The 14,056-nt window shown below is 36.7% G+C and carries 9 protein-coding genes and 1 pseudogene; 1 reads left to right on the forward strand and 9 read right to left on the reverse strand.

Annotated elements, in window-relative coordinates; all coding sequences use genetic code 11:
- Positions 1-2 precede the first annotated feature (2 nt).
- From ACZZZA_RS05490 to ACZZZA_RS05510, 5 genes and pseudogenes are all read right to left on the reverse strand, one after another.
- Positions 3-686 (reverse strand): c-type cytochrome, encoded by a 684-nt coding sequence (locus ACZZZA_RS05490; RefSeq protein WP_463430186.1) that lies wholly within the window; start codon positions 684-686, stop codon positions 3-5.
- Positions 679-1,200, reverse strand: a complete 522-nt coding sequence (locus tag ACZZZA_RS05495; RefSeq protein WP_463430187.1) for a DUF3341 domain-containing protein — start codon at positions 1,198-1,200, stop codon at positions 679-681. The genes ACZZZA_RS05490 and ACZZZA_RS05495 overlap by 8 nt, the downstream gene beginning before the upstream one ends.
- On the reverse strand, positions 1,187-2,584 hold the full coding sequence (gene nrfD, locus ACZZZA_RS05500) for an NrfD/PsrC family molybdoenzyme membrane anchor subunit (protein WP_463430188.1): 1,398 nt from the start codon (positions 2,582-2,584) through the stop codon (positions 1,187-1,189). Before nrfD ends, ACZZZA_RS05495 begins: the two co-directional genes overlap by 14 nt.
- Positions 2,585-2,609: 25 nt before the next feature.
- A pseudogene (locus ACZZZA_RS05505) lies at positions 2,610-5,655 on the reverse strand (TAT-variant-translocated molybdopterin oxidoreductase).
- A 23-nt stretch (positions 5,656-5,678) separates the two neighbouring features.
- Entirely contained in the window at positions 5,679-7,034 is a 1,356-nt protein-coding gene (locus tag ACZZZA_RS05510; RefSeq protein WP_463430189.1) for a c-type cytochrome, read from the reverse strand.
- 183 nt (positions 7,035-7,217) lie between these two features.
- Here ACZZZA_RS05510 and ACZZZA_RS05515 point away from each other — a divergent pair, with 183 nt between their 5' ends.
- The gene (locus ACZZZA_RS05515; RefSeq protein ID WP_463430190.1) at positions 7,218-7,748 is read left to right on the forward strand and encodes an SPOR domain-containing protein; all 531 of its coding nucleotides are present in this window, start codon (positions 7,218-7,220) and stop codon (positions 7,746-7,748) included.
- Positions 7,749-7,800: 52 nt separating this feature from the next.
- Here the strand turns inward: ACZZZA_RS05515 and ACZZZA_RS05520 are convergent, their stop codons facing one another.
- The 4 genes from ACZZZA_RS05520 to ACZZZA_RS05535 form a co-directional block, all read right to left on the reverse strand.
- Positions 7,801-9,075: a DUF6080 domain-containing protein gene (locus ACZZZA_RS05520; protein ID WP_463430191.1), complete on the reverse strand. Its 1,275-nt coding sequence runs from the start codon at positions 9,073-9,075 to the stop codon at positions 7,801-7,803.
- 76 nt (positions 9,076-9,151) lie between these two features.
- Entirely contained in the window at positions 9,152-9,988 is an 837-nt protein-coding gene (locus ACZZZA_RS05525) for a T9SS type A sorting domain-containing protein (protein WP_463430192.1), read from the reverse strand.
- Between the two features lie 62 nt (positions 9,989-10,050).
- Positions 10,051-11,592, reverse strand: a complete 1,542-nt coding sequence (locus tag ACZZZA_RS05530) for a protein adenylyltransferase SelO (RefSeq protein WP_463430193.1) — start codon at positions 11,590-11,592, stop codon at positions 10,051-10,053.
- A 76-nt stretch (positions 11,593-11,668) separates the two neighbouring features.
- Positions 11,669-14,050, reverse strand: coding sequence for a penicillin-binding protein 1A (locus tag ACZZZA_RS05535; protein WP_463430194.1), 2,382 nt, complete (start codon positions 14,048-14,050; stop codon positions 11,669-11,671).
- Between the last annotated feature and the right edge of the window lie 6 nt (positions 14,051-14,056).

Below are 14,056 nucleotides of genomic sequence, written 5' to 3' on the forward strand. Positions count from 1 at the left end.
TCTTATTTTTTAGTTGCGGTAGAATCTGTTTTTGCTGCTGTAGTTGCTGCCGGAACTGCGCCTTTTTTAAAAGCATTCATCACGTACATTGCAACTCTCCATCTGTCACCAGCGTTTAATTGTCCTGCATAAGAACCCATTGCATTTCTACCGTTTGTTATTACATAATGTACAGAACCTACAGTGATTTCTCTGTCTGCATAATTGGGTACACCAGAGTATGCTCCGCTTTGCACGATTGGTCCTTGTCCGTCACCACCAGTTCCGTGGCAAGCTGAACAAGTATGATCAAATAATATTTTACCTCTTTCAATATCTTTGGCAGCATTAGCTGGGTTCAGAGGAGAAGAAGATAATGATTTTGAAGCATCATAACCTGCATTATATTCATCCGGGTTTTTTGGAAGCTTATTTTCTGCAAAAACACCGTCTTTATTCTGAGCAACAGAGCCTTCCACTGGGCCAAGACCTGTAGCACCGTTATTTTTTACAAATGCAGGAATCTCATTTTCATGATCTGAATATGCAATCTCAGCTTTCATTAAAGGGTCGTAAGCTACCGGAAAGTACATATCCGGAAAATATACCAATGGGGTATTATCTTTTGGTCCGCAAGAATTAAGTAAAACTGAAGCTAAACCTAAAACTGCTGTTATTTTTAAAATATTTCTTTTCATTTTAAGCATCTTTTACAGTTATTTCTTCAACTCCCGTATCAACAAGCAGCTGCTTAATAGATTCTACATCTTCAGTAATAAATTCCATCATGAATTTATCGTCTGTGGTTCTAGGGTCTGGGTTCTGAGCAGGTGCACCTGGATACATTTTATTTCTAACCAAGAAAGTTAAAGACATCATGTGCGCAGCACAGAATACCATTAGTTCAAACATTGGAACTACAAATGCCGGCATGTTGTGAGCCCAATCAAAAGCTGGTTTACCACCAATATTCTGAGGCCAGTCATGATTCATAACGTACCAAGTAACTGTAGCGCCAATACTCACACCATATAAAGCGTAGATAAATGCAGCATCAGAAATTCTTGTTTTCTTTAAACCTAAAGCTTTATCTAGCCCGTGAACCGGGAATGGAGTATAAACTTCGTTTATTGCGATTCCTTTATCGTTGAATGCTCTAACTCCGTTCATAAGATCGTCGTCATCTGCATAAAGTCCGTATACAATTTTAGTGGTGCTCATCTCCTTCTTTTGCTTTATAAGTTTCACCTGAGATTTTCAAAATCGATTTTAATTCGGCCTGTGCAATTACAGGGAACGTTCTTGCGTATAGTAAGAATAATACAGAGAAAAACCCGATCGTTCCTAAATATACACCTACGTCGATAATGGTTGGTTTAAACATCGTCCAAGATCCTGGCAAGTAATCTCTTGAAAGGTTGATAACGATGATGTCGAAACGCTCAAACCACATACCAATGTTGATGATTAATGCAATGATAAATGTTGCGATAATATTTGTTCTTATTCTCTTAAACCAGAATAATGCAGGGATAATCAAGTTACAAGTAATCAATGCCCAGAAAGCCCACCAGTAAGGTCCTGTTGCAGCACCCGGAGAAAGATAAGTAAAATCTTCAAATCTTGATCCAGAATACCATCCGATAAAATATTCGGTTCCGTAAGCTACAGTTACCATACCACCGGTTAAGATGATTACGATGTTCATAATTTCAATATGATACATTGTAATATAATCTTCCAGGTGACAAACTTTTCTGGCGATTAACAATAGCGTTTGTACCATTGCAAATCCTGAGAAGATTGCTCCTGCAACGAAGTAAGGAGGATAGATCGTAGAGTGCCATCCTTTGATCACTGAAGTAGCAAAGTCAAAAGATACCGTAGTGTGTACCGAGAATACTAGTGGAGTTGCCAAACCTGCCAGTACCAAAGACAATTCTTCAAATCTCTGCCAGTGTTTTGCTTTTCCACCCCACCCGAAGGCAAGGAAGGTATAAATTTTCTTTGTCCAAGGAGTTTTTGCTCTGTCTCTGATCATTGCAAAGTCAGGAATCAATCCCATAAACCAGAATACTGTTGACACTGAGAAATATGTTGAGATTGCAAATACGTCCCAAAGTAGAGGAGAGTTGAAGTTCCCCCAAAGAGAACCAAACTGGTTAGGAAGAGGAAATACCCAATATCCTACCCAAACTCTACCCATGTGGATAACCGGGAAGATTGCTGCCTGTACAACTGCAAAAATCGTCATTGCTTCCGCCGAACGGTTTACAGACATTCTCCAACGCTGTCTAAATAATAATAATACTGCTGAGATTAAGGTTCCGGCGTGACCAATACCTACCCACCATACGAAGTTGGTAATATCCCAACCCCAGTTAATAGTTCTATTAAGCCCCCATGCTCCAATACCTGTCCCGATAGTGTAGGCGATACAGCCAAATCCGTAGATGAAAAGAACTAAGGCTGCATATAGTGATACCCACCATAATTTTCCTGCTCTTTCTTCTATAGGTCGTGCAATATCTTCCGTGATATCGTGATAAGTTTTGTGACCAATAATCAGAGGTTCCCTTATCGGAGCTTCGTAATGTCCTGACATTTTTTACCTATTTATTATTTAAACTTTAATTTTCTGCTCTGTTTCTTACTTTAGTGTGATAGAACACGTTTGGTTTTGTTCCGATCTCTTCAAGTAAATAGTATCTTCTGTTGCTAGAATATAATTCTCTCACTTCAGATTCTTTGTCATTCATGTCTCCGAAAGTCAGTGATCCTGTAGGACAAGCTGCGGCACAAGCAACGGAACCCTTAAATTCATTATCTGTTACTTTTCTGTTTTCTTTCTTAGCCTCTAAGATCGTAGCTTGAGTCTTTTGGATACATAATGAACATTTCTCCATAACCCCTCTTGTTCTTACAACAACATCCGGGTTAAGTACCATTCTTCCTAAATCGTTATTTTGATTGAAATCAAATTTATCATTCAGGTTATAAGTAAACCAGTTGAAACGTCTCACTTTGTACGGACAGTTGTTTGCACAATATCTGGTTCCGATACATCTGTTGTAAGCCATGTGGTTTTGACCCTGCTTACCGTGTGAAGTAGCCGCTACTGGGCATACAGTTTCACAAGGAGCGTGGTTACAATGCTGACACATTACCGGCTGGAAAATTACATCAGGACTTTCATTTGGTTCAATCAAGATGTCATACAATTGAGGAACATTCAATCCTCTTTCTACACCTTCTTTAGTCTCAATTTTTTCTTTAGCAGAATAGTAACGGTCAATTCTCAACCAATACATATCTCTAGACATTCTGATCTCTTCTTTACCAACAACAGGAACGTTGTTTTCTGCCTGACAAGCAATAATACATGCTCCACAACCAGTACAAGAGTTCAAGTCAACCGATAAGTTAAAGTGATGAACCGTCTGTATCATCAAATGCATCCCAAAGGTCAATTTTACCTGCTGGTAACGCACCGCTGATGGTGTGATATTCCAATGGCTTATTCCATCCATGGTGTTCGTCATCAAATGCTACATTTAAGTATTCCTTTAAAGGAACTTCTTTAGCAATGTCATAACGACCCATCAGTGTATTTTGAAGCTGAATACCTGCAAATTCGTGGTTTTCTCCTGTTTTTTCTATCTTAATATTAGAAATGGCAAGGTTTGAACCATCAAATAAAGGATAAGCATTTACCCCAGTATCTGCAGTTGCTCCTGAATCTTTTTTACCATAACCAAGCGCAAGACCTACTGATCCGTCTGCCTGACCTGGCTGAATAAATACAGGAACATCTTTTATTGTTACTCCGTTTACTGTAAGATTTACTAGAGAACCGTCTAACTGCATTCTTGCATTCAGGTCATTTTCTATTTCTAATCTTTGAGCATCTTTGGGAGAAATTGTCAAATAATTATCCCAAGACATTCTTGTCAACGGATCCGGTAATTCCTGTAACCATGGGTTGTTTGCCTGAGTTCCGTCTCCAATAGAAGTCTTTGTATATAAAACTAATTCTAAATCTGAAGCTTTAAAGTTTCCTAATTCAGCAACAGCCTGCGCAGCGTTTCCGCCAGCGTAAGATAAAGTAGTTGCATTGTTAGAAGCTACAATACCATTATACAAAGCTTTGTTGAACGAAGTTGCTCCTAATACAGAAGCTGAACTCACTTTTAAATAATCGTAATAGTTGTTTGCTGCATTGTTCTTTCCATTTTTCCAAACCAATAGAGATTCTTCGATCTGTCTAGATTTGTAGATTTTCTGGATCGTAGGTTGCATTAATGAATAAACGCCTGACTGAGGTTCCATATCACCCCAAGATTCTAGCCAGTTGGCTACAGGAATCACAGCTTTCGCTGCTTTATACATTTCGTTTTTCTTGTCTGCTACAGCAATTACATAAGGAACTTTAGCTAAAGATTTTTTGAAGTCCTGACCTTTATGGTGAGAATAAATAGGGTCTACGTTGTTTGTAATTAATACACCAACCTGTCCGCCATTTACCCAACCTAAAAATTCTTCAAATCTTGCTTTGTCAAATTCTTTAAGGAAGTTTGCTTTACCAGTGAAAGCTACTGAACCTAATTTTTGGTTGATTAAGTGAGCTAAAACCTGAGCACCTTTAGAACCATCAGCGAAAACAACAGCTTTGCTGCCTTTTGCAGTTACTTCTTTAGCAATTTCGTTTGCTAATTTATCTGAAGAGCCACCTCCAACAATTGCGTTGTAAACTTCAACTAAAGTTTTGTTTACAGCACTTGGCTTTAATCTGTATCTTGAATCTGCATTAGCACCAGTTAATGACATGTTTGATTCCACCTGAATGTGTCTCAACATGCTTGCTCCCGGTTTTCTTGCAGCGGCGTAAGAAGATTCTAAACTTGCAGCATTGTATTCTCCTAAGAAATCTGCCTGGAAAGAAACTACCAACTCAGAACCTTTAAGGTCATAAACAGGTAAAGCTCTCTGTCCGAATACTTCCTGTGCAGCATCCAAAGAAGCAGCGTAAGGAATTGCATCGTAAGTTACCAGTTCAGCGGTAGGATATTTAGCTTTAAATTCAGTAAATAATTTTTTGAACGTAGGCGAAGCAAAAGAGTGAGATAATAAAACAATTCTTTTACCTGAAGCTGCTGCTTCATTTAATCCTTTGATTACAAAATCATCTACTTTATCGAAAGTTTCGTCTTTACCGTCAAGTTTTGGTTGCTTTACTTTATCGTTATCATAAAGAGAAAGTACACTTGCCTGAGCTCTTGCATTGGTTTTACCTAAGTCGCCAGCTGCAGGGTTCGGCTCTATTTTGATTGGTCTTCCTTCTCTGGTTTTTACTAAAACACTTGCAAAGTCGAAACCGTCAAAATATGTTGAAGCGTAATAGTTAGGAACTCCCGGAATAATATCATGCGGCTTTACCACATAAGGAATTGTTTTGATTACCGGAGCCTCACAAGCTGCTAAAGTAACTGCTGCGGTTGAGAAACCTAATAACTTCAAGAAATCTCTTCTTGTTGTACTAGCATCACTTTTCTCAGCATCTCCTAAGAAATCTTCTACCGGAATTTCTTCTTGGAACTCTTTAAGAGCCAGCTTACCGTTTAGGGCAGGGTCTTTAAGTTCGTGAATACTTCTAAATTGTATTTTGTTTGAAGCCATTTATACTTCTGATTTTTTAGTTATTAATAATGACATTTACCACACTCAAGACCTCCAATCGCATCTACAGTAATTTTACCGCCATCTTGAGGGTATTGCTTTTTAAGCTTTTCGTGTAGATTTTTGAAGTATTCTTTATTATAACCGTTGTTCATATCAACTTCAGTAGTTCTGTGACATTCGATACACCATCCCATAGTGAAGTCGTTTGCCATTTGTACCACATTCATTGTGTCAATTTTTCCGTGACATGCTTTACACACAACATCAATCTTGTTGTCAGGATTTTTCTTGTTGAATGAATTGATAATCGCTTGTTCACCTGCTACTACGTGTTGAGAGTGGTTGAAGTAAACAAAATCCGGCATATTGTGAATTCTTGTCCATTCTACAGGAGTTGTCTTACCTGTGTATTGCTGTTTAGCAGGATCCCATCCCGTTGCAGCATAAATCTTCTGGATTTCTCCGTCATAGAATGCTTTGTCTTTTCCTGGCTCAAGGTATTTACCGTTGTACTCAGAGATTGTTCTGTGACAGTTCATACAAACGTTCATAGAAGGGATTTCAGAAACCTTACCGTATTTTGCACTTGAGTGACATAACTGACAGTCGATTTTATTTTCGCCAGCGTGAATTTTGTGAGAGAAGTAGATAGGTTGTTCAGGCTTGTACCCTTTATAAACACCGATCCACATGATCCAGTTCCACACACCGTAAGTTGCTAAAAGGGCTAAAACAGCCAAAAGACCCTTACCGATGTAGTGGTATTTTTCATAGATTTCACTGAAAGATTTTACTCTTGTTTCATTAAGCCCAGCCAAATCATCAGACTGACCTAATTTTACCAATTGTCTTAGTTTGACTAAGATCCAAACCAGTAAACCGGCAATTGCCAGAAGTGAAATAATTACAATGCTTGAAGTCGTATTATTTGTAGGTGCTGCATTAGCAGTTCCTGGAGTAGGTACTGTTGTATCTACTTTAGGCTCTTCAACAGGAGGATTTGTGGTGTACGCTAAAATATCGTCAATATCCTTGTCTGTAAGATTAGGAAACGCCAACATTTCAGTTTTATTAAATTTTTCAAAGACCTCATTTGCATACTTGTCGCCAGAAGCTCTAAGTGCTTTGTTGTCTTTAATCCACTTATGAAGCCAATCTGTATCAAGTCCTTGTTCGGTTTTAAGTCTATCTACTACACCTTTCAGTGCAGGACCGATAACTTGTTTATCCAACGCGTGACATGCTGTACAGTTTGCCTTAAAAAGTTTTTCACCATTTTTAGGATCGCCGTCTTGCCCGTAAATTGAAGCACTTGTTGATAGCAATAAACCTATCGCAATCAGCCCTTTTTTATAATGCTTTCTCCAACTAATCATTTAAATTATCTTATGTTAGTAAATATTGAATTAGTAATCAATTCCGCAAAAATAATATTTTTAACAGGAATTTAACGGTATATACAGAGGGGAAAATGTCATCAACGTATAATTTGTAACTATTCTAAATAACTATGGTTGCTGTATTTTTAAATTATTCTAAATTTGCAGAAACAAGTTTAAATGAGAAATTTCATCAAAATATTTTCAATGCTTTCTTTCTTTGGTTTTTATAGCGTTGATGCCCAACAGGTTGTAAAGAGAGATACATTATCTGGAACTGAGCTGGTAATGACTATGGATTCACGTGTAAATGACGTGATGAGCGGTCTGGAAGAAAAATGCGCAAGAGTTGCTGTGAATAATTCTACCACAGATTATGAAACCCCAACAAGACCTGCGAAGATTTTTGTTCCCAACAGGGAGCTAACCAATGCTGAAGTTTGCAGAAAAAATCCGAGAATCTTAGGATTTAAAATTCAGATAACAACAGTAAAGAGCAATGAAGAGGCGAATGAAGTGAAAGCATACTTCAGAAAAAGATTTCCAAATCTGAAAGTAGAAACCGATGCTTCCCTAAGACCCAACTACAAGATTTTGGCAGGAAGCTATTTTACCAAACAAAGTGCCGCTGCAGATCTTTCAAGAGTAAAAGAATATTTCAAATCTGCTATGGCCGTGCAATACAGAATTTTCTGTGCTGAAGCAAAATAAAGATTAGAAAATATAAATAATAGCGTAGAGAAGATGTCTTTTCTGCGCTTTTTTATTGATAATATGTGTTTAGAAAATCAAAAAAATCAATCATTCTGTGGTAATTGTTTAGCAATAGATAAAAGGTAAAAATACTTGTTGCTGTCGTAAGAAAAGAGAGTATTTTTGGTGAATTTTTATACGCAAAAAACAGCCATCCAAACAATATAGGATAAACAAAAACAAAGTGTCCGCCGTAGATGTAGGAAGTATGAAGTCCAAATCTGAAGATACAGTGAATGACAATATCTACCAAAAACGAAAGCATGAGAATCTGCACCAATTTATTCCTGAAATTCTTAAAATAACTCCACAATAAAAATCCCAATATCAGACCGATAAATAGATATGCAAAAGCAGTAGAGTATACCTCCATGAAAATAGCTTTGAAATAAAAACCTTTCATATTATGCTTTTCACGGATAAAAAAGCTTGGAAAAAGGATATTTCCTCCAAAAAAATAGGAATAAATCATATCCCAAATCGGTGTTGACTTCACATTGGAGAATTTCTCATATTGCTCACCAGATTTTGCAAGAATATTTTGATATTTAAAATCGATCCGATTCAGGTATAAAAGTATAAATACAAGGCAAGAAAGGAGTACTCTGAATGAGGCATTCCCAAATTTTTTCCAGCTTTTGAATAACCCTTTTTCGAAAATAACGGGGATGAAGATTTTCACAATATTTGTCACAGTCAATCCACCGATTGTTACTCCCGCAAGAATGAGTGCTGAACCTGCAATTCTCCCGTCTTTTTTAAATTTAATGGCAGTGTAATAATTGTATAAAACCAGTAGAAATAGCGTGTATGTGTATGTTTCCGGTGTGAATGAAAGGAGAATGTTTGTTGAAAACAAACTGAAAAAGAAGACAATCAGTAAACTTAAAAACAAAGGAAGTCTGATGATGTTGTTTAAATACTTGTAGACCTGAACTAAGCTTAAACTTATAACAAAATTACTTAGCCATGCTAAAATCAGTCTGAAATTCACATCCATTTTTCCATTGGTGAAAAACAAGACAGAATCTCGCATCCAATTGAAAAAATAATAAGATAAAGGATGTCTTTCAAAACTTCCGCCAGTCATAATGATGGCTTTATTATCAAAACTAAAGTAAGCATCCCAAGGAATTCTGCTGTCAAAAATTATTCTGTAATTGACTGCAATATATGATCCCAAAACTCCGTACGCTAATAAAAAGAAAACGAAAAGACCCAACTCAATAAAGGTTGATGGAAAAACAATTTTAAGGAAGTTTATAAATTTTGATTGTACAGACACAGGATTAATTTTGTGCAAAAATAAAATAAAAAAACTCACCGATGAGGGTGAGTTATACTTTATATCTGAGAATAAATTAGTCTTTCATAATTTTTTCAGTTTTTGTGCTTCCATCAGCGAACTCAACTTTTAATAAGTAGGTTCCTTTAGTGAAAGAACTAATATTAACTTTTTCTGAAGTTGCCTGCAATAATACTTTACCTGAAAGGTCAAATACTGTTGAAGATTTTATTTTCTTATCAGTCTTGATGTTGATTTCTCCTTTTGTAGGGTTAGGGAAAATTGTAGTTTGCGATTTTGAAACTTCGTCAGTTGCAAGGGTTCCAGCTACAACCTGTACATCATCAATTGAAACACCATCGGCGTCATCTCCTGCATATTGAAATCTTATTCTAACATTTGACTGTCCAATATAAGATGATAAACTTATTGTTTTAGAAACTATATTAAGATTATAAAGGTCTGTATTGTTGTTACCATCACCATCACTTATAAAGCCAGTTTCAGTATCTTCATTCCATAAATTGCTCCAAGTTAATCCGCCATCAGTTGAAATTTGTGCGAGTAAATCTCCAGCGTTAAGAAGTATCATATATGAATAGCCAACCACTACTTTAAATTTTAAAGTAGGAGATGTTGCTCCAACTAAACTAAAGGAAGGGCTCACTAAATTAGCAGTATTTGCACCTGCAATAAAATTAATTCCAGCAGATTTAGTCCCAGTGATCAAAAAATCAGGTGCTGCAGTACCAAGTGCTATTGGTGTAAAATCCCAAGCTCGTGCGGGATTCGTGTTAGATCTGCTCCATCCCGTTGGTGGAAATGTAACTCCTTCGAAGGTTTCTGATAGTAATGTCTGTGCATTTATAGAAAAACAAGATAAAATGCCTAAAGAAAGTAAAACTTTTTTCATAATATTTTTTTTGATAAAATTACTTAAAATAATAATATTATGATAATTTTATTCATATTATTTTATGAGCTACAAGAAAGCATTGAACATCCGCTGATATCATCATAGTTTGAAGGTCTCTTTACCGAAAATTCTGGAAAAATTTCTTCATAAGGATTTTCTAAAGCCTTAGTCAATTTATTAAGCATTTCAATTTTTCCTTCGTTGATTTCTTCGATGCACTCGAATAAAAGATAGTTTCTCAAAAGAAATTTCGGGTTGTTTCTTTTCATTAAATCTAAAGATTCCGTTTTTGAAATGGTGTTGTTATCCAATCGCTTTTTGTATAATTGGATAAAATTCTCCAGCTTTTTTACTTTAAACTCATCTAAAATAATGTAAGATATTTTTTGAATATCAGCTTTTAAATCCGAAACCTCATCTAATCTTTCCAATAGATTAAAAAATAAAGTATAATCTAATTGAAGTTCCTGCATCAAACCCTGCCAATTACTGAAAAATTCTTCATCAGATTCCAAGAGCTGATCAAACCCAAATTTTTTACAAAGCATTTGATCATGCGCTTCCCAAAAATAAGTTCCGTAAGAATTTAAGGTTTCTTCAAGAAATTTTTCATCTTTTATTAATGGAAAAAGTGAATTGGCGAGTTGCCAAAGATTCCATTGAGAGATCTGACCTTGCTTACCGAATGCATATCTTCTACCAGGAAGATCTGTAGTGTTTGGAGTAAAATTCAGATCATATTCGTCCATCATAGAAAAAGGACCATAATCGATTGTTAATCCAAGAATTGACATATTATCCGTATTCATCACTCCATGTACAAAACCAACTCTAAACCATTCAATCATCAAATCTGCCGTTTTTGTGCAAACCGACCGGAAAAAGTCTTTATATTTTTGTTCACCTTCAGAAGTAATTTCCGGGAAATAATTTTTAATCGTAAAATCGGTGAGTTTCTGTAATGTATCAATTTCCTTTTGAGCAGACATCAATTCAAAATGTCCGAAACGTAAGAAACTTGCAGCCGTTCTTACGACAACTGCACCTTTCTCTTCCTGCGGATTTCCACTGTACATCATATCTCTAACTACGTTTTCTCCGGTGAAGCAAAGACTTAATGCCCGAGTTGTGGGTATTCCCAAATGATACATTGCTTCACTCATCAGGTACTCTCTCACAGATGATCTTAAGACTGCTCTTCCATCCGCGTGTCTTGAATAAGGAGTTGCTCCCGCACCTTTCCATTGGATTTCGGTTTTTTCTCCTGCTTCATTTTCGATTTCCCCGGCAAGAATGGCTCTTCCGTCGCCGAGTTGTCCGGCCCAGTTTCCAAACTGATGACCTGCATAGGCGGTTGAATAAGTTTTTATGTTTTCAGGTAAGTTGTTCCCCACAAGAAAGTCAAGATTATGATCCTCAAATTTTCCTAAACCGATCTCTTCAGAAAGTTTTTCATTAAAAGCAATTAATTTCGGCTCAGCAAATCCTACCGGATCAATGATTGAGAATAATACTTTTGGTGTATTTCTCTGAATGGGATTTTTAGAAAAATCTCCTGGAAAATTTTCGATGAACGGTTGTTTGATGTTTTGAAGATTCATAATTCAAATTTATGAAAATGAGTTCAAAAAAAAGACCCTTCAGTGATTGAAAGGTCTTATGATTGTTATAAGATTTTTATTTATTAAAATCTATTTCTTCTCCTGTATTCAGATTTTCGTTGACATTGTCTTCTTTTTTACCTGAATTATTTTTTGGTGTAGGGTCTGCAGGTTTAGGATTTTTGATTTGATCGATGGTTTGTAGTCCGCCGTCATCACCATACCCACCGCTTAGTCCTTGAAGATTGGAGCATCCGTCTTTCCAGTCGCCAGGTTTCACAAATTTATCATCTGGAGAAATCTTAAGCGATTTATCTGCCCAGACTTTTTTCATGTAAATCGCCCAGATTGGTAATGCCATTTTCGCTCCTTGTCCTTCACCAGTTCCCCAAAAGTGAGTAGCTCTGTCTTCCCAGCCAACCCAAGCTCCGGTTGCGAGTTTTGGAGTAATCCCCATAAACCAACCGTCTGAGTTGTTCTGTGTAGTACCAGTTTTACCTGCTATTTCTACATCCTTTGATATTCCTTTTCTTCCTAATTCTCCGGAAGCGGTACCAAATTGTGCTACCCCTTTCATCAATTCAATCATTGTGTAAGCGTAGTTAGGATTCATTACTTCTTTCGGTTCTCCGTTTACTTCTTTGATCACTCTTCCGTTGGCATCTTCAATTCTCCAGATCATCTCAGGTTTATTATAGTTACCATAATTAGCAAAAGTACTGTAAGCACCCACCATTTCATAAATGGTAATATCAGAAGCACCTAATGCCATTGGCAAACTGGTGGAAATTTCTTCAGTTACACCCAGATCTCTTGCAGTTTGTATGACACTCTGGGTTCCAGACATTTCAGCAAGTCTTAATGCTACAGGGTTTTGAGAATGAGCTAAAGCATCTTTCAGCGTAAGCATTCCTCCTCTCCCAGGAACATGATAACTTCCTTTATTAAAACTTGCATTTGAGATGGTAGAGCAAGGTGTTAAACCTAATTTCATAATAGCCGTGGCATAAACAAAAGGTTTAAATGTAGATCCTACTTGTCTTTTCCCTTGTTTAATGTGATCGTACTGGAAATGTTGCCAATCAATTCCTCCAACCCATGCTTTAATTTCACCGGTTCCGGGAACTATTGACATCAATCCTGCCTGTGCAATTTGTTTGTGATATCTGATAGAATCCCAAGGTGACATTTCAACTTCTTCTTCGCCTGCCCAAGTAAAACGAGAAGTTTTTATAGGTTTATGGAATTCCATCAGGATAGAATCTTCAGGAACACCAGCTCTTTCAAGTTGTTTGTAACGTCCGGTTCTTTTTACCGCCTGCATCATGATACCATTTGCCTGCTTGTCGGAAATCAGGTAGAAAGGTCTGTTTTTTCTTCCTCTTTGTTCTGCATCAAATCTTTTCTGAAGATCTGTTAAGTGTTCTTTGATTGATTCTTCAGCATACTGTTGCATTTTGGAATCAAGAGTCACATAAATCTTTAAACCGTCTTTATAAAGATTTAATTGCTTGCCTGTTTCTTTCTCATAGTCACCTAAATATTTGTCGATTTCTTTTTTCAGATAAAATTTATAATAAGCAGAATGATTGTCATTAATATTCTTAATAGGTGTATATTCTGTGGTTATCGGGGTTCCTATTGCTTTTTCATAAGTCGACTGATCTACGTATCCTGTATCAAGCATTTGAGAAAGCACAACATCTCTTCTTCTCTTTGCTCTGTCGGGATTTCTCAAAGGATTATTGGCAATGGGAGCTTCTAACATCGATACGAAAACAGCAGCCTCAGGTAAAGTAAGCTGTTTTGCGGATTTATTAAAATAGATTTTTGAAGCCATCTCAATACCATTGGCATTGTAAGTGAAATCAAACTTATTGAAATACAAAGTGATGATTTCTTCTTTAGTATATCTTTTTTCAAGACTTACTGCTACTACCCACTCTTTAAGTTTCTGAATCGCTCTTTTTACAGGATTTCTAGAAGGTTCTTTAGTAAACAATAGCTTTGCGAGTTGCTGGGTAATGGTAGAACCACCACCTCTGTCACCACCAAATCTTACAGCTCTTAAAATAGATTTTAGGTCAATACCAGAATGTTCCTTAAATCGCTCATCTTCTTTAGCCTGAAGTGCATAAATAAGATGAGGAGGAAGCTCCTGATAGGTTACTGGCTGTGTTTTTTCTTTTTCGAATTTGCCTAAAACAACTCCGTCTGAAGAAATAATCTGCGATGCCACATAAATATCGGGGTTTTCAAGTTCTTTTACATCCGGCATTTCACCAAGAAAACCTTGGGAAACCGCAAAGAAAAGTCCTGAAATCCCTAAAACTACTGCAATAAAGCCAACCCAAATGAATTTGACCCACTTCTTCCACGCAGTATTTTTACCGTTTTTTTTAGGAGGAAGCGGGAACGTTTTCCCCTTGTTTCCTATATTTTGTCTGTTGTCTTCCATGTATAA

The sequence above is a fragment of the Chryseobacterium sp. AC405b genome (assembly GCF_979258685.1).